Source organism: Campylobacter sp. RM19073 (genome assembly GCF_024723495.1).
Classification (GTDB): Bacteria; Campylobacterota; Campylobacteria; order Campylobacterales; family Campylobacteraceae; genus Campylobacter; species Campylobacter porcelli.
Genome location: NZ_JANQCT010000001.1, coordinates 228,532 through 251,005, shown reverse-complemented (window position 1 = coordinate 251,005; position 22,474 = coordinate 228,532). Strand labels below are relative to the sequence as shown.

The 22,474-nt window shown below is 33.5% G+C and carries 22 protein-coding genes; 15 read left to right on the top strand and 7 right to left on the bottom strand.

Annotation, left to right across the window (positions count from 1 at the left end):
* The 8 genes from CSUIS19073_RS01290 to glyS form a co-directional block, all read left to right on the top strand.
* The coding region (locus tag CSUIS19073_RS01290) for a DNA-processing protein DprA (RefSeq protein ID WP_337214373.1) at positions 1-507 on the top strand (507 nt) is incomplete at its 5' end.
* Positions 504-875, top strand: a complete 372-nt coding sequence (ruvX, locus tag CSUIS19073_RS01285) for a Holliday junction resolvase RuvX (RefSeq protein WP_086236765.1) — start codon at positions 504-506, stop codon at positions 873-875. The genes CSUIS19073_RS01290 and ruvX, both read left to right, overlap by 4 nt.
* Complete coding sequence (locus tag CSUIS19073_RS01280; RefSeq protein WP_086236764.1) at positions 872-1,738, top strand: RsmB/NOP family class I SAM-dependent RNA methyltransferase; 867 nt, start codon at positions 872-874, stop codon at positions 1,736-1,738. Before ruvX ends, CSUIS19073_RS01280 begins: the two co-directional genes overlap by 4 nt.
* A gap of 93 nt (positions 1,739-1,831) precedes the next feature.
* On the top strand, positions 1,832-2,662 hold the full coding sequence (gene purU / locus CSUIS19073_RS01275) for a formyltetrahydrofolate deformylase (protein WP_086236763.1): 831 nt from the start codon (positions 1,832-1,834) through the stop codon (positions 2,660-2,662).
* Entirely contained in the window at positions 2,662-3,150 is a 489-nt protein-coding gene (locus tag CSUIS19073_RS01270; RefSeq protein ID WP_086236762.1) for a tRNA (cytidine(34)-2'-O)-methyltransferase, read from the top strand. The genes purU and CSUIS19073_RS01270 overlap by 1 nt, the downstream gene beginning before the upstream one ends.
* Positions 3,138-4,427, top strand: coding sequence for an endonuclease/exonuclease/phosphatase family protein (locus CSUIS19073_RS01265; RefSeq protein ID WP_086236761.1), 1,290 nt, complete (start codon positions 3,138-3,140; stop codon positions 4,425-4,427). The genes CSUIS19073_RS01270 and CSUIS19073_RS01265 overlap by 13 nt, the downstream gene beginning before the upstream one ends.
* Entirely contained in the window at positions 4,420-4,605 is a 186-nt protein-coding gene (locus tag CSUIS19073_RS01260; protein ID WP_086236760.1) for a hypothetical protein, read from the top strand. Before CSUIS19073_RS01265 ends, CSUIS19073_RS01260 begins: the two co-directional genes overlap by 8 nt.
* Positions 4,589-6,613: a glycine--tRNA ligase subunit beta gene (glyS, locus tag CSUIS19073_RS01255; protein WP_086236759.1), complete on the top strand. Its 2,025-nt coding sequence runs from the start codon at positions 4,589-4,591 to the stop codon at positions 6,611-6,613. The genes CSUIS19073_RS01260 and glyS overlap by 17 nt, the downstream gene beginning before the upstream one ends.
* 46 nt (positions 6,614-6,659) lie before the next feature.
* Here the strand turns inward: glyS and CSUIS19073_RS01250 are convergent, their stop codons facing one another.
* Positions 6,660-7,013 carry a hypothetical protein gene (locus CSUIS19073_RS01250; protein ID WP_086236758.1) on the bottom strand — a complete coding sequence of 118 codons (354 nt, stop codon included), beginning with the start codon at positions 7,011-7,013 and terminating at the stop codon, positions 6,660-6,662.
* Positions 7,014-7,130: 117 nt separating this feature from the next.
* On the opposite strand from CSUIS19073_RS01250, the gene CSUIS19073_RS01245 reads away from it, so the two are divergent.
* The 5 genes from CSUIS19073_RS01245 to CSUIS19073_RS01225 all read left to right on the top strand — a co-directional run bounded on the left by CSUIS19073_RS01245 (position 7,131) and on the right by CSUIS19073_RS01225 (position 10,394).
* Positions 7,131-7,340, top strand: coding sequence for a hypothetical protein (locus CSUIS19073_RS01245; RefSeq protein WP_086224406.1), 210 nt, complete (start codon positions 7,131-7,133; stop codon positions 7,338-7,340).
* Positions 7,341-7,342: 2 nt separating this feature from the next.
* Entirely contained in the window at positions 7,343-8,149 is an 807-nt protein-coding gene (locus CSUIS19073_RS01240; protein WP_086236757.1) for a M23 family metallopeptidase, read from the top strand.
* 63 nt (positions 8,150-8,212) lie between these two features.
* Positions 8,213-8,596 (top strand): hypothetical protein, encoded by a 384-nt coding sequence (locus CSUIS19073_RS01235; RefSeq protein ID WP_086236756.1) that lies wholly within the window; start codon positions 8,213-8,215, stop codon positions 8,594-8,596.
* A gap of 3 nt (positions 8,597-8,599) precedes the next feature.
* Complete coding sequence (locus CSUIS19073_RS01230) at positions 8,600-9,268, top strand: response regulator transcription factor (protein WP_086236755.1); 669 nt, start codon at positions 8,600-8,602, stop codon at positions 9,266-9,268.
* Complete coding sequence (locus tag CSUIS19073_RS01225) at positions 9,261-10,394, top strand: sensor histidine kinase (RefSeq protein WP_086236754.1); 1,134 nt, start codon at positions 9,261-9,263, stop codon at positions 10,392-10,394. The genes CSUIS19073_RS01230 and CSUIS19073_RS01225 overlap by 8 nt, the downstream gene beginning before the upstream one ends.
* A gap of 35 nt (positions 10,395-10,429) precedes the next feature.
* Here the strand turns inward: CSUIS19073_RS01225 and CSUIS19073_RS01220 are convergent, their stop codons facing one another.
* The 6 genes from CSUIS19073_RS01220 to CSUIS19073_RS01195 all read right to left on the bottom strand — a co-directional run bounded on the left by CSUIS19073_RS01220 (position 10,430) and on the right by CSUIS19073_RS01195 (position 19,508).
* Positions 10,430-11,089: a LutC/YkgG family protein gene (locus tag CSUIS19073_RS01220; RefSeq protein ID WP_086242130.1), complete on the bottom strand. Its 660-nt coding sequence runs from the start codon at positions 11,087-11,089 to the stop codon at positions 10,430-10,432.
* A complete protein-coding gene (locus CSUIS19073_RS01215) occupies positions 11,082-12,515 on the bottom strand; it encodes a LutB/LldF family L-lactate oxidation iron-sulfur protein (protein WP_086236752.1) in 1,434 nt (477 codons plus the stop codon). The genes CSUIS19073_RS01220 and CSUIS19073_RS01215 overlap by 8 nt, the downstream gene beginning before the upstream one ends.
* Positions 12,512-13,249 carry a (Fe-S)-binding protein gene (locus tag CSUIS19073_RS01210; protein ID WP_086236751.1) on the bottom strand — a complete coding sequence of 246 codons (738 nt, stop codon included), beginning with the start codon at positions 13,247-13,249 and terminating at the stop codon, positions 12,512-12,514. The genes CSUIS19073_RS01215 and CSUIS19073_RS01210 overlap by 4 nt, the downstream gene beginning before the upstream one ends.
* A gap of 3 nt (positions 13,250-13,252) precedes the next feature.
* Positions 13,253-14,896, bottom strand: a complete 1,644-nt coding sequence (locus tag CSUIS19073_RS01205) for a lactate permease LctP family transporter (protein ID WP_439099164.1) — start codon at positions 14,894-14,896, stop codon at positions 13,253-13,255.
* A gap of 187 nt (positions 14,897-15,083) precedes the next feature.
* Positions 15,084-16,931 (bottom strand): molecular chaperone HtpG, encoded by a 1,848-nt coding sequence (gene htpG / locus CSUIS19073_RS01200; RefSeq protein WP_086242128.1) that lies wholly within the window; start codon positions 16,929-16,931, stop codon positions 15,084-15,086.
* Positions 16,932-16,982: 51 nt separating this feature from the next.
* On the bottom strand, positions 16,983-19,508 hold the full coding sequence (locus CSUIS19073_RS01195) for a YhdP family protein (RefSeq protein ID WP_086236748.1): 2,526 nt from the start codon (positions 19,506-19,508) through the stop codon (positions 16,983-16,985).
* Between CSUIS19073_RS01195 and mltG the strand changes: the two genes are divergently transcribed.
* On the top strand, positions 19,399-20,409 hold the full coding sequence (mltG, locus tag CSUIS19073_RS01190) for an endolytic transglycosylase MltG (protein ID WP_418229003.1): 1,011 nt from the start codon (positions 19,399-19,401) through the stop codon (positions 20,407-20,409). The genes CSUIS19073_RS01195 and mltG overlap by 110 nt on opposite strands.
* Positions 20,410-22,437 (top strand): ATP-dependent helicase, encoded by a 2,028-nt coding sequence (locus CSUIS19073_RS01185; RefSeq protein WP_086242127.1) that lies wholly within the window; start codon positions 20,410-20,412, stop codon positions 22,435-22,437.
* The last annotated feature ends 37 nt before the right edge of the window (positions 22,438-22,474 follow it).

The window sequence follows — 22,474 nt, the reverse complement described above, 5'->3', positions numbered from 1 at the left end:
GTTTTTGGCAATGGTTTAGATCAAATTTATCCTATTCAAAACTCCAAAATCATAAAAGATATTTATGAAAATTCATTAGCGCTTAGCACATATGAGCCAGATATCACAGCAAAGGGGTGGCAATTTTTGGAGCGAAATTTAATCACAGTGGCTCTAAGTGACGCAGTTGTCGTAGCTCAAGCTGATATTCAAAGTGGCTCTATGAGTAGTGCTAGGGCTGCTATTAAATTTGGTATTCCGCTTTATGTATTGCCTCAAAGGCTTGGAGAAAGTAGTGGAACAAATGAGCTATTACAAAGTGGTAAGGCACAGATTATCACTGATTTTGATAAATTTGCTATGAAATTTGGCGTGGAAAATTATGATAATATAGGCGATGAAGTGGTGGAATTTATCAAGCAAAACTCAAATTTCGATGATTGTTATGCTAAATTTGGGGATTTGATATATGAGTATGAATTAGATGGTAAGATTGCTATTGATGGCATTTATGTGAGAATTTTATGATAGTTGCTATTGATGTTGGACTTAAACGAATTGGCGTAGCTATAAGCTTGGAAGGCAAAATCGCTATCCCAAGCACCCCAATCTTGCGTAAAAATCGCAATCAAGCCGCAAGAGATGTAAGCGATATGCTAAAGGAAAAAGGGGCAAAAATCTTAGTCGTTGGCTTGCCAAAGGGTGGAAGCTCTGAGACTGAGATGGAGCGTAGGATTAAGCATTTTATATCGCTTTTAGAGTTTGATGGAGAGATTTGTTATCAAGATGAATCTTATAGTAGCGTTGAGGCTAGTGAGCTAGTAAGTAATAAGCGAGATGGCAAATTTGATAGCATAGCAGCGATGATAATTTTAGAGAGATTTTTAAATAGATGAGTTTTAAAGATTATTTAAAATCTAGCTTAAATAATGCTGATTTTCAAAGGGTTTGGGATAGCTTTTTTAAGCCTAAAAGCGTTGGATTTTATCTAAATTTGCTTAAATTTGATAAAGATTATATTATCTCAAATTTAGATGATTTAGGGGTTGAGATTAGAGAAATTTTGCCTAATTTTTATATATGTAAGAGTGAATTTAAAGAGATTTTAACCCGCTGTGAGCTATTTAATAACGGAGCGATATATATCCAAAATCCAAGCAGTTATTTAGCAGTTTTAGCCCTAAATCCGAGTAAAAATGACGCAGTTTTGGATATGTGTGCTAGTCCAGGTGGAAAGAGCATTGCATTAGCAAATATGATGGGAAATAATGCTAGTTTAGCAGTGATGGAGAGCGATAGCAAGAGATTTTACACATTAAAGGCAAATTTAAATAAATATGGTTGCGAGTGGGTGAGAACTTATAATAAAGACGCAAGGAGCATCTCAAGAACTTGCGTGGGTAGATTTGATAAGATTTTGCTAGATGCACCATGCTCTAGCTATTCGCATTTTGGTGATGGGTTTGTGGAAAAATCAGCTAAAGAGATTAAGGCCATATCAAGATTACAAAAGCAGCTTTTAAATTCAGCTCTTACAGCTTTAAAGCCAGGTGGAAGCGTGGTTTATAGCACTTGCACATTTTTTGAATGTGAAAATGAAGAGGTGGTAAAAAATGGGTTGAACTCTAAATTTGATATTAGCATTGAGCCAGTTAGCTTTGGTTTAGATAGTGAGATTGTGGGAGAATTTGGGCTTAGAATTTTACCAGATTGCGATATGGACGCATTTTTTTTGGCTAAAATTATTAAAAATAGTTAATTTTGTTATATCAGTAAAGCGGTTAATTTTGGCTAATTTTTAGCAAAAAAATTGTATAATCTACCGAATTTTTCTAAAATTTTTGGAGATATTGTGGATTATATTTTAAAGATTGATTGTAATGATGAAAAGGGCCTCATTTTACGAGTTAGTGAGATTGTATTTAAGCATGGATTAAACTATGTTAGCACGAGTGAATTTGTAGATCATGAAAATAGTAGATTTTATATGCGTGCTGTGGTTGTAGGGCAGGTGAATACTATTGAGTTTAAGAATACTTTAAGTGCATATTTACCAAGTGATAGTGTGATATTTTTTGAAGCTATTAAGAAAAAAGATATAGTAATCCTAGCTACAAAAGAGAACCACTGCTTAGGTGATTTGCTTATTAAGCATAGTAGCGGGGATTTAAACGCAAATATTTTAGCTGTGATTGCTAATCACGATACTTTGCGTCCATTAAGCGATAAATTTGATATACCTTTTATCTATATTAATGCCGATAAAATAGAGCGAAGTGAGCATGAGAAGCTGGTATTAAATGAGTTGGCAAAATATAAATTTGACTATATGGTTTTGGCTAAATATATGAGAATTTTAAGTCCTAATTTTGTCAAGCAATATCCAAAAAAGATTATTAATATCCATCACTCATTTTTACCAGCATTTATCGGAGCAAATCCGTATAAACAAGCCTATGAGCGTGGCGTGAAGATTATTGGAGCTACGGCGCATTTTGTTACTGATGATTTGGATGAAGGGCCAATCATCACTCAAGATGTAATAAGGGTAAATCACGAGATGAATTGGAAAGATATGCAAAAAGCTGGTCGAGATGTGGAAAAAATGGTGCTTAGCAATGCTTTGGATCTAGTTTTTGATGAGAGAGTTTTTGTTTATAATAATAAAACGGTGATATTTTAATGTTTAATATCGTTCTTGTAAATCCCAAAATTCACACAAATACTGGAAGTATCGGTAGAATGTGTGTTAATTGTGGAGCTAAATTACACTTAGTTAAGCCTTTGGGATTTGAGATTGATGATAAGCATTTAAGGCGTGCGGGGCTAGATTATTGGGTGAGCTTAAATCCTGTGATTTGGGAGAGTTTGGATAGTCTTTTAGAAGCAAATTTGGAATTTAAAGATAGATTTTTCTTTGCGACTACTAAGTGTAATAAGCTATATTTTGAAGCTGAGTTTAAGCTGGGGGATTATCTGTTTTTTGGTGGTGAGGATTGTGGGTTGCCTCTTGAGCTGATGAGATTAAATAGGGATAATTGTATCACAATTCCGATGACAAGCCAAGGAAGAAGCCTGAATTTAGCCACTAGTGTGGGGATTATTACCTATGAGGCTATCCGCCAAAATATAGATAAATTTGATTTTAGGGATAGTGTATGCGAGTTTTGATTGCTTTTATGCTGCTTTTTGGAGTGCTGTTTTCATCGGAGTTAAAGATCGCTACATATAATGTTGAAAATCTTTTTGATGATAAGATTAGCGGTAGCGAGTATGCTGATTTTAAATCAAATAGATGGAATAGTGCGAAGTATCATCAAAAATTGCAAAAAATCGCTAGAGTTTTAAAGGAATTAGATGCTGATATTATCGCTTTAAATGAGATTGAAAATCAAAATGTAATTGAAAAATTGGCCGATTTAAGCGGATATAAATATTATAAATTTGCTACCACAAAGGGTGCCCCAGTAGGGCTTGGACTGCTTAGTAGATATAGGATTAGTGATAGTATGGTTTATATAGTGCCAAATGTCAAAACTAGGCCGATATTGATGAGTAGGGTTGAATTTGATGGTTATAGTGTTGAGTTTTTTGTAGCTCATTTTCCAGCGGCTAAAAATCCACTTAAAAGCAGAATCTCCGCAGCCGATACTATGAAAAAGGCTGTAAAAAATAGTAAAAATGGGGTGATTTTAGGCGATTTAAATAGCAATTATGGATATAAATTTCTGCTTAATGATCTTGATGAATGGACGAATTTATGGGAGTTTGTCCCTGCTAGTCAAAGAAGTAGCTATAAAAATGGCAAGAGTGCGATTGATCATATAATATTAAGTAGTGATTTAATGGGTGGAAATTTGCGTTATAAAGATGGAAGTTTTGGCGTTTTTAAGGCAAATTTTATGGATAAAAGCTACTCTGATCACTACCCTATATATGCAACTCTAAGCACAAAATCACTCTTTGAAGATCTGCCTAAGGTATCGATTAATCAGATTAAATCTACCAAACAAAGGGCTAAAATCACTGGGGTAATTGTGTATAAGGATAAAAATGGCTATATAATCTGCGATGAGAGTAGGCGTGGAATTTATATCTATGAGAAAAATCCATCGCTTAGCGTTGGGGCTAAGGTTGAAGCGGTGGTAAATAAAATTGAGAATTATAAAGGAAATATCGAAGTTACTAGCCTATCTTATATAAGTGTAGATACTGAATTTAAAGCAGATGAGAGCAAGTATTTAATGGATAAAAAAGATATTAGTATAGCTACAAGTGGCGATGTGATAGATGATATTACTTTAGATATTAGTGGTGGATTTGCTAAAATATCTAAAGATAAATTTAAAATTTACTCCCCAAATCGTAAAATAAGTGATGGGAAAATAGCGGTTAAAAGGGCTGTTGTTTGGAATTATAAGGGGCAAAAGGAGCTGATAATTGAGTGATTTTTTAGGTTTTATGGGTTGGGTTGTCGTTATATTTATTATTTTTGTCCTTGTCGTTGGGTTTAATCGCCAAATGATGGAGAAAAATAGGATTAGAGATGAGATAGTAGCTGCTAGAAAGGCAGCTAAGGATAAAAAGCAAAAAATAGATGGAGAGAGTAATGAGAATGTTGATTGAAATTGGAGTAGAAGAGCTTCCTGCGATACCATTTTTAAAAGAGCTTGGCAATATCGAGCCTAAATTTAAAGCCGTATTAGATGAGTATAATATTAATTGCGATTTTAAGCTAGATTATACGCCTAGAAGGATTGTATTACAAGGGGATATGGCTGAATTTGCTAAGGATAAGGTAGTAGAAAATATCGGCGCACCAAAAAATATAGCACTAGATAGCAACCAAAATTGGTCTGCTGCGGCTATAGGATTTGCTAAAAAGTGCGGTATAAGCCTAGATGAGCTTAAATTTGAAACTATCAATGGCAAAGAAGTTTTATATCATAAGAGTGTTATTAAAGGCGATTTAAGCAAAAATTTGCTTCCTAAGATTATTGAGAAATTTATCTCATCTTTAAATTTTGGCAAATCTATGAGATGGGGGGCGAGTAAGTATGAGTTTATCCGCCCGATTAGATCTATTATAGCGATATTAAATGATGAATTAGTGGATATGGAGATTTATGGCGTTAGGTCGCAAATGGCATTTTATCCGCATAGATATTATGGCTATGAGATGGTAAAATTTAGTAGTATAGATGAGTATTATAGTGCTTTAGAGCTTAATGGAGTTATCCTTAATGCTGATAATAGACGCCAAAAAATCTTAAATGAATTTAAACAAATAGAGCAAAATAGTGGTTTAAAAATCGAATTAGATGAGGATTTGCTAGATGAAGTTGTGGCTATTACAGAGATGCCTACTGCGCTTATGGGTAGCTTTGAAAAGGAATTTTTAGAGGTACCAAGCGAAGTTATTGTTACTTCTATGAAGGAAAATCAGCGATATTTCCCATTATATAATCAAGATGGAAAATTAAGCAATCACTTTGTGGTAGTTAGCAATTCTATTAGCAGTGATTCAAATTTGATAATCAAAGGCAATGAAAAGGTGCTAAGAGCTAGACTTAGTGATGCTAAATTTTTTTGGGAGAGTGATTTAGCTAGTGAGTTTAGCTCAGCGAAATTAAAAAATATCACCTATCTAGCCGGTCTTGGCTCAATGTATGATAAGGAGATTAGAGAGCGTGATATTGCAAGAGAGTTAGCTAAAATATATGAAAAAGAGCTTAAAGATGAGTTTGGCGGTGAGTTTATAGATGAGCTTGATCGTGCTGTGATGCTTAGCAAGGCTGATCTTACTACCTCGATGGTGTATGAATTTACTGATCTTCAAGGGATTATGGGGAGCTATTACGCTCAGTATAGGAAGGAAAATCGCTTTGTAGTTGAAGCGATAAAAGAGCAGTATCTACCTAATAAAGAGGGTAGCGATTGCCCTAAGAGCTACTTTTCTAGTATGGTAGCGCTATCTTCTAAGCTTGATACTTTGATGGGGTTATTTAGTATAAATAAAATCCCAACAGGCAATAAAGACCCATACGCATTAAGGCGAGCCGCAGCTGGGATTATACGCATTGTTTTAAATCTAAATATAGAGTTTGATATTAAAAAAATTCTATCTTTAATAGCTAAAAATTATGATAAATTTGACTTAAATAGCTTAGAGGAATTTATCACAGATAGGCTTTATACTATGTATAGTGCTAATCCATCAGTTATAAAAGCTTGTTTAAATAGTGGTATAAGCGATATTAAGAGATTAAACTCAGCAATAATCGCTCTAGATGAAATCAGCAAAGATAGCGAATTTAAAGAGAATTTCTCCACATTTAAGCGATTAGCAAATATCATTAAAGATAGCAAAATTATCAAAGTAGATGAGAGTCTAATGGAGCATGAGAGTGAAAGAGCATTACACCTAGCATTTACCTCTTTAAAGCTAGATATTAGCGATACAAAGGGCTATTTATCAACTCTATTTAATCTCAAGCCACAAATTGATGAGTATTTTGATAATGTTATGATTAATAGCGATGATCCAAAGATTAAGGCAAATCGTATATCGATAATTGGTCAAATTTACCAAGCATTCTTAAAAGTAGCTGATATTAAAGAGATAACTATATGATTTTAGATCCCGCTTTAAGGGATCTATTCTAAATGAAATTTAAAGACTAAAATAGGGCTTTAAATAGCTTTTTAGAATCTAGATAATACTCGATTGCTATTTTATTTTGCTCTCTATGATTTTTTAAATATTGTGCGATTTTGCTTGAAATTTCATCAAATTTAACTCTATTTATAGCCTTTTTTCCATTTATTATAAGCGTTAAATTATCGCTATTTGAGTCTATTTGAACATCGTGTAGTATATCATTGTATCCAAGCATTATATCTCTTTTATTATGCTCATTTGCGTCCATAAAATCCACTTCTATATTGTATGATTGTATGGATAAATCATCTATATTTTGAGCGCAGCCACTAAGGCAGATAAAGCAAGGTAGTATAAAGTGTAAAATTCTCATCATAGCTCCAAAAAATTTGGTTGGAATTTTAGCATAAATTTAATTATCAAAATATAAATTTCAAAGTTAGATTAAGGAATTTTGGGTATTATTGCGAAAATTTTTTAAGGAGACATAGTGAGTTTTGATGAATTAGAATTAGAAGCGATTATACAAGAGGTTTTAGAAGAGTGTGGGGAGTTTGAAAATTTAGATGATGAAGAGCTTTATGAGCTTATTGAAAAGATTAAAGAGCTAACAGATGGCGATACAGAAGAGGCGTATGAACAGCTAAATGGATACTCTCCAATTAGTAGAAAAAGATTTTTATCCCTATATTCAGTTTGATTATGCGAGTAGTTTTCTCTCTTTTGATTTTTGCTCTATTTAGCTGGGGTAATACTATATTTAATGGTGGATTAGAGATTATTAGCATTGAGTCAGATTACGCAGGAGAGCTAAGGGTTAATGATAAAAGCTCGTTATGGCTAGATCACCCTAAGAAAGATGGGGTAAAAGTAGCTTTTATTCCTGTGAGCTATTATGCTAAAAATGATATAAATATCACAAATAGCTTAAATAATCAAAGTAGCTCAATGCTATTAAAATTAGAACAAAAAAGCTACAAAAAAGAGAGTATAAGTGTAGCTCCAGCAAAGGCAAATCCGCCTAAAGATGTGATGAAACGCATAGAAAAAGAAAGAGATGAGGCTACGCAGATATATAGGACTTTTAGTCCAAATTTGCTAGTAAATAGCCAGTTTATATCTCCGATGAATAGCTTTATTACCAGTCAGTATGGGAATGCTAGAGTGTTTAATGGTAGTGTTAAAAGCTATCATGGTGGGGTTGATTATAGAGCGGCTATAGGGCAGAGTGTGATAAGTGCTAATGATGGCATTGTAAGAATCGCTAAAGATAGATATTATGCTGGAAAGAGCGTTGTGATAGACCATGGTGGCGGGATTTACACTCAGTATTACCATCTAGATAGAATTGATGTTAAAGTAGGGCAAAAGGTTCTTAAAGGCGATAAAATCGGTCTAAGTGGTGCAACTGGTAGGGTAAGTGGCCCACATTTACACTTTGGTGTGGTAGTGCAAAATATTCAAGTCGATCCATTAGTTTTTATAGAAAAATTCAACTCTCTTTTTTAAATTCACATTTTTTCAACAAGATCTATATATAATTTCGCTATATTTTAATACAAAGGATTTAAGATGAAAAAAGTGTTAAGTATAGCCTTAATAGCTATGGTAGGTAGTAGTGTAGCATTTGGTGCTGATAGCCCAGCTAGTTTAAGCAAAGAGATGTTTGAGTTTAAAAAAGAAGCTAGTAGGGAGTATTATAAAATTCAAGAAGGTTGCGATAAAATTCACGACAAAATAACAAAAGCAACCCAAAATATGGATGCTAAACAAAAAGAGGAATTTTATAAGGAATTTAGATACCAAATGCGTCAAAATATGGCAAAACTAGGTAAAGATGAGAAGTTTTATAAGGGAATTTGTGCTGGTAAAAGAGTAAAATATCATCACGAGCGTCCAGGTAAATTTACCTATGACCATCCAAATTGTATAAATTTAGATTGCCCGGCGAGATAGATTGTGAGTAGCAAAATACTTCTTATAGAAGATGAGCCAATGCTTTGTGAGATGATTAAAGATTATCTTACAGAGCAAGGCTATGAAGTAGTAAGTAGTGATAACTATGATGATGGATTAAGCCTAGCGTATGAGGGTAAATTTGATATTTTTATCTTTGATGTTAAGATTATTGGGGGTAATGGCTTTGAGTTGCTTAGTAATCTTAGAAGCTCAGGAGTAGATACTCCATCTGTTTTTATCACATCATTAAATGATATAAGTGATTTAGCCAAAGGGTTTAAAAGTGGTTGCGATGACTATATCAAAAAGCCATTTGAATTAGTAGAGTTACATTTAAGGGTAGATAATATCTTAAAACGCAAATTTGGCCACTCAAGTAGTGATAGCTATGTAGAAATTTCTCCAAATATAAAATTTGATATAATCCAAAAAAAGCTAATCAAAGATAATAAAATAGTCCAAATTGCTAAAAAAGAGGCTGATTTGCTAGTATTATTATTAAAAAATCGTGGCAAAATATTAAGCAGAGATGAGATTTATATGAATTTATGGGATTATGGGCAAATACCAAGTGAGCTTAGCTTAAGAGTTTATATCAGAAATTTACGCAAAATCATAGGCGAGGAGAGGATAATTTCACACCCAAAAATAGGCTATGAATATGTATAGTAAAAAGTATATTTTACCAATATTTTTGCTATATACTCTCTCTAGTATGATTTTTTTAATCGGATTTGCCACTATGTATTATAAAGAGGCCAAATTCGATATAATCAAACGAGATATGATACGTATGGAAGCGTTCGCTAAAGAGCTTGAGTACCTTCTTCGCTTAAATGATAATATAGATAATATTATGAAACTAGCAAGTCTTTACCCAATCAATCTTTATAATATTAAAACAAATAAGTATATATATAAAAGCTTTGATATTCCTAAATTTAAAGATAAATTTTATGAGACTTCTGATGCTTTGTATATGCGTGAGAATATCCACTCTAGAAAACGCACAATTGACCTAAATTTAGAGCTACAAAACGAAATTACCGCTAGTGATATTAATGATCTATTTTGGCGTGTGTGGTTTATTGCTGGGGCGGTTTTTATCTTGATTGGTCTTATCGCATTTGTTTTGGTTAAACTTGCTTATTTGCCCCTTTTAGCTCAGATTAAAGCACTTAATAACTTTATTACCGATACTACGCATGAGATCAATACCCCTTTGAGTGTGATACTTATGAGTAGTGAGATGTTTGATAAAAATCCGCCAAAATATTTAGAAAATATCAAAGTAGCAGCCAAAACCCTAAGTGGAATTTATAGCGATTTGGCTTCGAATTTAAAGAATAATCCAAATAATATTAGTAAATTTAATATGCAATCTTTGCTTGAGAGTCATATTAAGCTATTTGAGCTTTCGGCGAATTCAAAGGGGATTAAATTTGAGATTAATTCTAGCTCTTTTGAGCTATCTAGCGATATACAAAAAGTTGGTAAAATAGTTAATAATCTCATATCAAATGCGATAAAATATAGTAGCAAAAATAGTAAAGTTATTATAAATTTAAATCAAAATAGCTTTGAGATAATCAACTTTGGAGCGACTATCTCTAAAGAGAATATAGATAAAATATATGATAAATTTAGTCGTTTTGATACGCAAAATGGTGGATTTGGGATCGGGCTTAGCTTGGTTAAGAGATATTGCGATGAGCTTGGTTTTGATATCAAGTGTCAAAGTGGAGATAATCAGACTAAATTTAAAGTTACTCTAAGAGATTTTAAGGATAGATAATATTAGCATGGAGAGAGCTTCTCCATGCAGATTTCTTAGTATAAGATTAAATGAGCTTTTTGTGAGCCATGCACACCAAAAACAGTTATAAGCTCTATATCAGCAGTTCTAGATGGCCCAGCGATAAATAAAATATTGCTTGGAAGTTTGCCATTTTGATCAGCTTTTAAGGCGTTTAACGCACTAACTAATGAGCTTTTAATCCTATCTTTTTTTAGCAATACTATACAAAGATTTGGAGCTAGACTTAGCATTCTAGGCTGTGCTTGGCTAGATTTTACAAGTGCTACGCCGTGAGAGCTGACGCCATACTCAGCATGAATTATAGAAAACTGGCTATGAAATACAATATCTCTTAACTCTTCTATAGGCTTATCAAAGCAGATTTTTTGCTCTGCGCTAATTTTATCTAAATTTAAATTCAGCCCACTTCCATAGATCATTTTTTTATACCCATAGCTTGCTACAATCTCATTAATGGTATCTTCTAGCGTTGATGGGTCGCACTCATGGACGATATATTTATTATCGCTCATTTTTTGTTTCATCTCTTCAAGTGGATTATCTGTCGTTTGGATATGCTCTACCGGATCAATGCTGCTGCTAGATTCAAACCCAGTGATTTTATGGCTATCTTTTAATCTAGCAAGAATCATCTCTTTGGATTTGGCTGAAATTTCATCTATTCTATTCATAGCGAACTCCTTCCATATTTTCAAGCTCTTTATATAGATCTTTTTTAATCTGTGGTAGCTCTTTATATTTGCTCCAGTTTTTAACCACCGGAATAGAGCCTTTAAATTTATGTAAAAGCCCATTAAATAGATGAGTTTTACTAAGGGTAAATCTCCATAAAGCTCCATTTGTGGCGATATTTGCAAACTGCTTCATAGCGAAGGCTTCGCCTCTATTTTTATGACCATTTTGCGTGCTAAGTGGTGGATTTTTGCCTTGACCAACTTTATTAGCTCTTAGCTTTCTGATTAGATCAGCTAAAGGAATTCTAACCGGACAAACCTCGCTACATCTACCACATAGTGAGCAAAAAGTAAGAATATCGCCAGTTGCCTCCATACCAAATATATTTGGACTAATCACCTCGCCAATAGGCCCTGGATAGATGGTTTGGTAGCTATGGCCGCCGATTTTATCATATACAGGGCAGAAATTCATACAAGCCCCACATCTAATACATCTAAGTGCCTCATAATAATCATGATGAGCTAACATATCACTTCTGTGATGGTCAAATAGTATTAAATGTACCTCTTTAGGGCCATCTAATTCTTCATTGCGTGGAGCTGTGATTATGTTGTTATATGTAGGGATGAATTGCCCAGTAGCTGAAGGGGTGAGTAGATGAACCATAGTTGCCGCATCTTCAAAACTCTCCATAACCTTCTCAATTCCACAAAGCGCAACGTGAATTTTAGGTGCGGTAGTACACATTCTACCATTGCCTTCATTCTCAATTAGCCAAAATGCCCCCTCTTTAGACATAGCAAAATTCACTCCACTAAGCCCTATCTCCAAGCCTTCAAACTGATCTCTTAAGTGTTTTCTAGCTATTTGATTTAACTTTTCTGGCTCACTCTCTAAATCAGCTCCTAATTTTTCTTGAAAAATTTTGCCTATTTCATTGCGGTTTTTATGGATAGCTGGGACGACTATATGGACTGGTGCTTCATCGTTTAATTGGATTATTAATTCACCAAGGTCTGTCTCAACTGCGTTTAATCCCTTATTTGCTAGATAGTGATTTAATCCTATCTCCTCACTAGCCATAGATTTGCCTTTTAATATCTTTTTGATATTATTTTGACGCATTAGCTCATAGATTATCTCACAAGCATCTGTAGCAGAGCTAGCCCAATGGACTTTAATCCCATTTTTTGTGGCATTTTTTTCAAATTCAATCAATCTATCGCTAAGGGACATTAGAGCGTTATTTTTAGCTTTTTTGGCCTTATCTCTTAGCCCTTGCCAATTTTTAAATTTAGCATTTATCACATTTAGGCGGTTTTTTTGTAGGGTATGCATAGCGATTGTGAGATTTTGCCTTAACTGAGTATCGGCAAGTTTTATCTTTACGATTTGATCGTGTGGCATTTTTTTACTCATAGAGATACCCCCTCTAGCCGTTTGATTAAGAAGTCATATAGGTGAATACACTTTATATCTACTCCATTTTTTTTCATTGTGCCTGAAATGTTTAATAAGCATCCACCATCACCGCTTATTAGGTAGCTAGCGCCAGTTTTTTTAATATCTTCGATTTTGGCTAGTGCCATTGCGTTTGATATATCACTCTCTTTAACTGAGAAAGTTCCACCAAATCCACAGCACTCCTCTTCGTGTTCAAGCTCGATTAACTCTACATTTTCAAGTTTGCGAATTAAATTTTTACTAGCTTCTACACTTTTAGCTACCCTTAAAGCGTGGCAATTAGAGTGCCATGCGACTTTGATTTTTTCGCCTTTATCTTGATAATCTACTTTTAGAATTTCATCTAAGTATTGACTTAGATCATATACCCTAGCGGCAAATTTTTGAACCTTGTCAAATTCGCTACTTCCTTCAAAAAGCTCTAAATAGTCATGCCCCATCATACCAGCACACGAGCCGCTTGGGACTACAACTGGAATATCCTCATCAAATAGATTGATATTATGCATAGCTACGGCTCTACTTTCATTAAAATAACCGCTATTAAAAGATGGTTGAGAGCAACAGGTTTGATTCTTTTTAAAAATAACCTCCACGCCCTGGCGGCGTAGAAGTTTAATAGCATTTAAGACGCTATCTTGCATAGCAGCACTACCAAGGCAAGTAGCGAAAAAATATACTTTTTTCATAAATTAACCCTTAGTTACAATATCTGGGATTATTCCTTGCATGAAAAATGCGATGATTAGCGTCCAAATACCAATTAGGATAATGAAAGCAACTGAGTATTTAAGTGTGAATTTAAATAGCTCACTTTCACGACCTACTAAACCAACAGCAGCACACGCTATAGCGATACTTTGTGGGCTTATCATTTTACCTACGACACCACCAACTGAGTTAGCAGCTAAAAATAGTGCTTCACCAATGCCAAGCTCTCTAGCGGTTACTTGTTGTAGTGGGCCAAATAGTAGATTTGAGCTAGTATCTGAACCAGTTAAGAATACTCCTATCCAGCCAATTACTGGGCTAAAGAACGCAAACGCATCACCAGTTTGAGCAAATGCAAGACCTAGAGTTGTACTCATAGCAGCGTTTTTAGCGATGAAGGCAAATGATACAACAAGACCAATTGTAATACAAGGAATCGCCATCTCTTTTAATGTATCCCAGAAGCAATCAGCCGCGTCATTTGCTTTGATTTTCAAAAACCAAATTGATAAGAATGCAGCTATTAATATAGCAGTACCAGCTTGAAGACCTACAAAGCTAATATTTAAATTTAGCCCAATAGCCTTTCCAGCAGCATCAACTATAGTTGTGCTTACATTATTTGCAGCTAGAGTTACAACAGTGTAATCAAACACTCCGCCTTTAGCAAATAGGGCTTTAAACCATGGTTGAGTCCATAAAATGATACAAGCAATTAATAGGATAAATGGAAGCCAAGCTTTGAATATTTCGCCGTTGCTAAGCTCGGTTTTGCTTGTAAAGTCTGTTTGATCATCAAGTCTAAAGATATTAGATGGTTTCCAAATTTTCAAAAATGCTGTGGTGCAAATTAGTGAAACAACTGCTGAAACAATATCAGGAAGCTCAGCACCAAGGTAGTTTGAGCTGATAAATTGAGTAGCAGTAAAGCTAACAGCAGCTACTAAAATTGCTGGGAATGTCTCTTTAACGCCTTTAAATCCATCCATTAAAAATACGATAAAAAATGGAACAGTAAGGCTAAGAGGAACTAGCATTCTACCAACCATAGCTGAAACTTCATATTGCTCAACCCCGACAAGATTTGCCATCGCAATAATAGGAATACCAACCGCACCAAAGGCAACTGGAGCGGTATTAGCTATAAGGCATAATCCAGCAGCATATAAAGGCTTAAGTCCAAGACCAACCAAAAGTGCAGCAGTAATCGCAACTGGACCACCAAATCCAATGGCACCTTCTAAGAATGAGCCAAAACAAAATCCAATTAATATAACTTGAATTCTATGATCTGGAGTAATAGAGATAACGCTTTGTTTGATAACTTCAAAAGAGCCAGATTTAACTGAAAGTTTGTATAAGAATATCGCAGCGATGATGATCCAAGCGATCGGCCACATACCTTGAGCGAAGCCTTGAACGAAGCTAGCACCGATGAGAGAAAAAGGCATATCATATACAAATAACGCCAAAACAGAAGCCAAAATAACTGTTAAAAAAGCAGCCATATAGCCTTTTAGCTTAAAAACTAAAAGCGAAACCAAAAAACATAAAATTGGCAAAAACGCCACCAACGCACTTAGCCATATATTGCCAAGTGGATCATATATCTGTGTCCATTGCATATAGACTCCTATCGATAAAAATTTTGTGAAATTCTATTTTAGCGTAAATTATTATTAAATTTAAAATAAATTATAAAAATTGTTTAAAAAAATTGTTTGAGTGTGTATAATCGTAACATTATAATTAAATTTATTTATAAATTTCAGTTTGATAGAGTATCTCCGCCCAGAGTAGGGCAGAGTAAATTTATAGAGCTTTAGATATAATTTTAGAGAGTTTAGAGCTAAATTCGCTTGGATTTTCTATGCTCATACCTTCGCTGATTTTAGCCATATTTAGGATTAGTATAGCAACATCGTTTATCATCAATTCGTTATTAGCTAATTTGGTGATGATTTCGTGATTTGGATTGATCTCTAAGATTGGCTTGATTTTTGGCGCTTCTTGACCCATCTGTTTTAATAAATTTTGCATAGCATAATCTGGGTCGTTTTTATCATAGATTAAGCACGCTACAGAGTCGCTTAAGCGATTTGATATTTTGACATCTTTGACTTCATCTTTTAAGATCTCTTTGACTTTGTTTATTAAGGCGTTTGTCTCATCGCTAGTTGAAATTTCTTTGCTTTCTATCTCGCTATCTATATCAGAGCTATTAATGCTTTTAAATGGAGTAGAGTCATACTCATTTACCATAGGCAAGACTATTGTATCTATCTCTTCATCACAGATTAATACATTTATCCCTTTTGATTTAAACCCTTCTAAAAGTGGCGAATTTCTTAGCATACTCTCATTTTGACCGCTGATATAATAGATTGATTTTTGATCCTCTTTCATCGCCTCTTTATACTCTTTTAGCGTGATTGGCTTGTCGTTTAGAGTGGATTTAAATAGGCATAAATTTAAGATATTATCTTTATTGGTGCTAAATCCATAAAGTCCTTCTTTAATCACATTGCCAAAAAGAGAGTAGAATTTAGAGTATTTCTCTTTATCGTTATTTAGTAGTTTTTCTAGCTCACTTAGGATTTTTTTAACACTTTGGTCTTTTACTGTGGCTAGAATTTTATTCTCTTGTAATATCTCACGACTTACATTTAATGGTATATCTTCTACATCCATAACCCCACGCACAAATCTAAGATATGGTGGCAATAGCTCTTTAGCATCATCAGTGATAAATACACGCTTTACATATAGTTTTACACCGCTTTGATAATCTACTCTAAATAGATCAAATGGTTGAGTTGATGGGATATAAAATAGGGTAGAATACTCTATTTTACCTTCAGCTTTTGTATGGATATGAAGGAGTGGATCGATACTATCGTGGCTTATTTGCTTATAAAAGTCGTTGTAATCGCTATCTTTTAACGCAGATTTGCTCATTCTCCAAAGAGCGCTTGCTTTATTTATTTGAGAGTTTTTGCTCTCATAGCGACCTTCTTTTTGGTCATCTTGAGGGGCTATCCACTCATCTTTATCCATAAAAATAGGATATGGAATGTGATTTGAATACTTTGTGATTATATTTTCTATTCTAAAGCTATCTGTAAATTCATCATCATTTAGATATAGAGTGATTTTGGTTCCGTGGCTCTCTAGTGAGGCTTTTGAAATTTCATATCCATTTGTATCGCTACTCCATTTATATGCTTCATTGCTTAGAGCTTTACGGCTAATTACTTCTATCTTATTTGACACCATAAACGCAGAGTAAAATCCAACCCCAAATTGACCTATTAAAGAGCTATCTTTTTTCGCATCTCCGCTCATGGATTCTATGAAGCCTTTAGTTCCGCTCCTTGCGATGGTGCCTAGATTGTTGATTAGGTCATCTTCGTCCATACCTATACCATTATCTGTAATTATTAAGGTCTTACTCTCTTTATCTAGTTTAATATCGATTCTAGGGCTATACTCAAGCGATTTATACTCATCATTAGTTAGGCTTAGATAGTTTAGCTTATCTAATGCATCGCTTGCATTTGAGATTAACTCTCTTAAGAATATCTCTTTATTAGAGTAGAGTGAGTGGATCATTAAATTTAAAAGATCGCTCACTTGTGTTTGAAATTGATGTTTTTGCATATATTCTCCTTTTGATTTATCAATATTATAACTAACTAAATTTAACCAACACTACTCAAATATCACAAAGGGCAGGGTTAGTGTATTTTTAATTATATTAAATGGGGTTTTTAAGACATCATTTATCACTTGAGTTTGAATATCTGGCTCATCTATTGTCCCTTTTATGGCGATGATGGTTGATATGCTTTTATCTTTGCCTAATAATATGTGATTAACCAAAGGTATCTTATCTATTATGGTGCTAGCGTCTTTTAGGAGTTTTAACTCCAAGGTTATATCTAGGCTATTATCTTTTAAATTTATACTCCCGCTACCTACTATATCTGCACTTGCTCCTTCTATATCTATGGCGTGTATGGTAAGATTATCATCAACTCTTTGAATTCTTATATTTCCATTTTTAACACTAAAACCTTTGGTATTAAAATCAGGAACTTTAAATATAAGCAAAGATGGAACGGAATTTAAGAAAGTTAAGAGCTGTTGGTAGATTATATAATCTTTTAAATATGTGTTTTGTAGCTCTAAATCAGCCTTAAAATTTTTACTACTTTTGCCTATTAGTTTAATCCCAAATATACCTTCACTAAAGCTATTAAAGTCTAAAATATCATTTACGGTTTGAGCTGATATGCCATTTCCCCTTGCTTTTAATATATCTTTCCCTTCAGTTAAAGATATATATCCCCCATCAAATTCCCCATCAAATCTAAACTCATCTTTTCTCTTGCTACCGCTAAAATGCTCAAATAAAACGCTTTTATTAATATCAGTAGCATTTATGGCTGTATTATTAGCTATGAAATTTATATTGGTATCTAAGCTACTTTTTGCCGCTTTTGAATCTATGGAAATTTTAGCTGAGTTTAAAAATAGATTGATCTCATCATTTATAATGGTTGCATTTATCACTCCACTATCGCTTTTAATATCTATAACATCGCTAATTTGTATGGTGAAGTTATCCTTAGTGTAGCTCTCATCTTTTTTATTTATGATTGGTAAATTAAAATTTACATCACTTGCCCTAGCTGTAATATTGCTAAAATCATCAGTGGTGATTGATATATTGGCTTTGGTTATGTTTAGGTCATTTATCAGCTTAGAATATGGCTTAAGCGGGGAAATGCTAGGGATATCTATTTTTATTGGCTGATTTAAATTTATACTATAGCCTAGGGCTTTTGAGCTAATTATAGTATCGCTAGCAAATTCTAAAGTGATATTATCATCTAAATCTTTAATATCAAGTAGATTTGGAATTTTCAGTGAGTTAAATTTGGTATTAAATTGCGCTACTTTGCTATTAGTATCTATCAAAGCAGTGAAATTAGAATCAAAAATATCATTTTGTATATGTGCGTCTTGGATTGTGATTTTATTATCTTTTAGAATTATTTTGGCGTGTTTGGAGCTAAATTTAGCCCCTGCTATATCTATAACGCTATCATCTAGTATAAACTCCCCATCAGCTTTAAGATTTGAGCTATTAAGGTTTATATCAAGACGCAATTTAGTATCAATAGATCCGCTATCTTGTAATATTGGAATTCCTATATCATAGGCTTTTAGTATATCATTGATACTACTATTATATAGAGATTTTGTGCTAATATCTAAGATTAAATTTGAGTTTTTATCTAGATTGTTTATACTAAGTCCTATATCGGCTATTTGGTCTTGATAAACTGGCTCTTTGATATCAAATATCAAATTTGAGTTTTCAAATGTGATTATAACTGAGTTAGCAGTTGCCGCTGGGAGATTTGGGTGGAATTTGACAACTGGCATATTAGCACTTGCTTTGCCATATATTTTAGAAATAAGTGGGTCATTACTCTTAAGATTAAACTCTCCACGCAAAATCTCAAGCCTATAATCACTAGCAACGATATATCCATAAATCCAATTTTTAACCTCGCTATCTAGGCTTATTGCACCAGCTAAAGCATCCATAAATTGAGCTATGGCTGGTGCTTTTACATTTGAAATTTCATAGCTTAAAATATCTTTATCTATATTTAAATTTATATCCCCATTTAGCTCATATGAGTTAAATTTGCCATTAAAACTATGCTTATCATCATAGAAATTTAGCCTTAAATATCCGCTAATTGTGGTATTAAAATCCTTAATATTTATCTCATTTATGGCTAAATTTAGATTATTATTTTGCCTAGCTAAATGTGCGTTTATATAGATTTTTTTGCTATCAAGATTAAATTTATTATCTGTATAGATGAAGTATGATTTTTGCTTACCAATTGATATGTTTTCTAGCTCTATTTTATCAAATAGCATATCAATCCATTTAGCATAATGTATAATCTGAAGTGATGATTTTTGGCTAGTTTGCTTATCATCAGATGGCAAAATATCTATATTTTTTACTCTTAGTGTAATTTTGTTATCTAATTTTATATATAATTGCGAAATTTTAAATCGGTTAAAATCCAAAGATTCTATTTTAATTCCGATTTTTAACCATATAAAAAGGGCAAAGATGGCTATAATTAGCGTTAAAAACAGCATTAAAAGGCGATTTTTAAATATAATATGTGAAATTTTATTCATATTTTTCCTAACGATTTTCGCATCACTATCCCAAACAATGAATACAAGTAAGGTCGTATATTTGCCACAAGGAAGCGTAGGTGAAATTATATCCTATTTAGCTAAACTAAATTTTAAGGTTGATGGATTTGATAAATACATTTTGGTTTTAATGGGATTTCCGCAATCTGGCTGGATAGATATCGGCAAGACCACTCTTAGCAAATTTGACTTTTTATACAAGCTTACTACAGCTAAGGCTGCTATGAGAGATATTACTTTAATTCCTGGAGAGACTACGGCATATTTTTTCTATGATATTTCTAAGAAATTTGGCTTAAATTATGATGAATTAATGAGGAATTATCTAGCAAATTCGCCAATTAAAGAGGGATTTTTAGTCCCTGAAACATATAAAATTCCAGTTGGAATTAGCGAGGCTCATCTAGTTTATTACCTTATAAATATCTCAAAAAAACAGCACGAAAACCTAAGCAAAAAGATATTTGGGCAGTGGGATGAGAGGCGGTGGTATGAGTTTATAACCATAGCATCAGTAGTGCAAAAAGAGGCCGCAAATAAAGATGAAATGCCTATTGTAGCCTCAGTTATATATAATAGGTTAAAAATCGGAATGAAACTACAGATGGACGGGACGCTAAATTATGATCTACACTCTCACGAGAAGATAACACCACAAAGAATAGCTAATGACAACTCAAGATATAATACCTATAAATATGCTGGTCTTCCGCCAAATGCGGTTTGTAATGTCAGCTTTGATGCGATTAAGGCAGCAATTTTTCCTAAAAAGACAAATTATCTATATTTCGTAAGAGATAAGAGCACAGGAGCTCATATATTTAGCTCTACTTATGAAGCCCATATAAGAGCAATTAATCGCTCAAATAAGGCTAAGTAAATGCCACTTTCAAAGCTAAATAAAGAGCAGTATAGAGCCGCTACAGCGCCTATGGGGCATAATCTCATTATAGCAAGTGCAGGAACTGGCAAAACTAGCACAATAGTAGCTAGGATAGCTCACCTTCTAAATTCAGGCATAAAAGCTAATAAAATTTTATTATTAACATTTACCAATAAAGCCGCTAGCGAGATGATAGAGAGATTGGAGCGTTATTTTGATAGCTCCACAATATCGCAAATCACAGCTGGGACATTTCATTCAGTTTCAAATTTACTCCTAAAAACTCTTGATAAAGGGGTGATTTTAAAGCAGCCTAGTGAGCTAAAGACGCTATTAAAGAGTATTACAGATAGGAGGCAATTCCACAGAATTAGCGATATTAAGGGCTATAGCGGGGCGTATTTGTATGATATATACTCTTTGTTTTGTAATAGCTGTGTTAATGATGAGAGCTTTGTAGATTGGTTTAGCTTAAACTATCCAGATCAGGCTGAATTTGCTGAAATTTACGATGATATTTTGCGTGAGTTTGAAGAGACTAAGGCAAATTTTAATTATGCTGATTTTAACGATCTATTAATCAAGATGAAAAATGAGCTAAAAAAAGGGGCTAGAATTTATTTTGATGAAATTTTAGTTGATGAGTATCAAGATACAAATTCCCTTCAAGGCTCATTAATAGACGCTTTTAATACTAAAAGTCTATTTTGTGTAGGGGATTTTGACCAAAGCATTTACGCTTTTAATGGGGCAAATATAGGGATTATTGGTAGCTTTAAAGATAGATATTTAGATTCTAATATGTTTTCTTTGAATATAAATTACCGCTCAAGTGCTAAAATCCTAGCCTTAGCAAATAGGGTAATTTCTAACAACCCACGCCTATATCCAAAATCCCTTGAAGTAGGGCGTCAAGGGGAGTTTAAATCCCCAATTTTACTTACTTATGATGAGCTTTTTATCCAGTATAGCTCTGTAGCACAGCTAATCTTAGATAGCAGATATAATAAAAATGATATCGCCATAATCTTTCGTAATAACTCAAGTGCAGATGGCTTAGAGATAGCATTAAAAGAGCTTGGCATAAGCTGCAAAAGAAAGGGCGGGATTAGCTTTTTTGAGTCTCGTGAGATAAAAGCACTCATTGATCTAGTGGCAATTTTAGTAAATCCTAGGGATATTATGGCATTTATCCATATATTAGAGTATGCTAAGGGTGTGGGTAATGCTCACGCTAAAGAGCTTTTTGACATTATAAGCTCAGCAGGTCATGGAAGCATAATAAAAGGTCTTATAAATCCAGATAAAAATAGTGTAAAACTCTCTACTAAAAAGCACAATTACCAGCTTGGATTGTTTGATGATTTTAGTGAATTTATACCTTCAAATAGATTTTGTGATCTTGGATTTGATGATGAATTTATGGCATCTCCTATTTTAAATTACTCAAATTTAAATCAAAATGGTGCAATATTTTTATATGAGCTTAGAAATTTAATCCTTAATCTAGATAAAAATAGTAGCTCAAATGAGATTATAAACACGATAATAAAATCTAAAATTTACAATATAATAGTTGATATTTTAGCTACTAAAAGAGCAACGCTAAAAAGTGGTAATATAGATAATGAGCTAAAACATAACGCAATGGAGCGTATAATATCAAAGGCTAATGTGCTTTTAGAGATTAGCAACCGCCATAATAATATTGATAATTTTTATAATTTTCTAACCTTAGGCAAGAGCGAAATGAGCCAAGGCGAAGGGGTAAATTTACTTACTATTCATGCTAGTAAGGGGCTTGAGTTTAATCTTGTTTTTGTGGTGGATTTAGCTCAAGGTAGATTTCCAAATTCAAAATTAATGAGTGATATAGAAGAGGAAAGAAGGCTATTTTATGTCGCTGTAACAAGGGCAAAAGATGAATTAGTGCTAAGCTATGCTAAGTATGATAAGATAAGAAAAGTTCAGTATCAACCAAGCTGTTTTTTAGCTGAAGCTGGTATGGTAAAGCCTTTAATTTAAATTTTAAATTTTTCTTAAAATAAATTTCTACTATTAA

Bases quoted from the DNA above. Each gene is read 5' to 3' on its own strand.
- ruvX (WP_086236765.1), top strand. From the start codon at position 504: ATGATAGTTGCTATTGATGTTGGACTTAAACGAATTGGCGTAGCTATA.
- CSUIS19073_RS01280 (WP_086236764.1), top strand. From the start codon at position 872: ATGAGTTTTAAAGATTATTTAAAATCTAGCTTAAATAATGCTGATTTT.
- CSUIS19073_RS01270 (WP_086236762.1), top strand. From the start codon at position 2,662: ATGTTTAATATCGTTCTTGTAAATCCCAAAATTCACACAAATACTGGA.
- CSUIS19073_RS01265 (WP_086236761.1), top strand. From the start codon at position 3,138: ATGCGAGTTTTGATTGCTTTTATGCTGCTTTTTGGAGTGCTGTTTTCA.
- glyS (WP_086236759.1), top strand. From the start codon at position 4,589: ATGAGAATGTTGATTGAAATTGGAGTAGAAGAGCTTCCTGCGATACCA.
- CSUIS19073_RS01250 (WP_086236758.1), bottom strand. From the start codon at position 7,013: ATGAGAATTTTACACTTTATACTACCTTGCTTTATCTGCCTTAGTGGC.
- CSUIS19073_RS01240 (WP_086236757.1), top strand. From the start codon at position 7,343: ATGCGAGTAGTTTTCTCTCTTTTGATTTTTGCTCTATTTAGCTGGGGT.
- CSUIS19073_RS01235 (WP_086236756.1), top strand. From the start codon at position 8,213: ATGAAAAAAGTGTTAAGTATAGCCTTAATAGCTATGGTAGGTAGTAGT.
- CSUIS19073_RS01225 (WP_086236754.1), top strand. From the start codon at position 9,261: ATGTATAGTAAAAAGTATATTTTACCAATATTTTTGCTATATACTCTC.
- CSUIS19073_RS01220 (WP_086242130.1), bottom strand. From the start codon at position 11,089: ATGAATAGAATAGATGAAATTTCAGCCAAATCCAAAGAGATGATTCTT.
- CSUIS19073_RS01215 (WP_086236752.1), bottom strand. From the start codon at position 12,515: ATGAGTAAAAAAATGCCACACGATCAAATCGTAAAGATAAAACTTGCC.
- CSUIS19073_RS01210 (WP_086236751.1), bottom strand. From the start codon at position 13,249: ATGAAAAAAGTATATTTTTTCGCTACTTGCCTTGGTAGTGCTGCTATG.
- CSUIS19073_RS01205 (WP_439099164.1), bottom strand. From the start codon at position 14,896: ATGCAATGGACACAGATATATGATCCACTTGGCAATATATGGCTAAGT.
- htpG (WP_086242128.1), bottom strand. From the start codon at position 16,931: ATGCAAAAACATCAATTTCAAACACAAGTGAGCGATCTTTTAAATTTA.
- CSUIS19073_RS01195 (WP_086236748.1), bottom strand. From the start codon at position 19,508: ATGAATAAAATTTCACATATTATATTTAAAAATCGCCTTTTAATGCTG.
- CSUIS19073_RS01185 (WP_086242127.1), top strand. From the start codon at position 20,410: ATGCCACTTTCAAAGCTAAATAAAGAGCAGTATAGAGCCGCTACAGCG.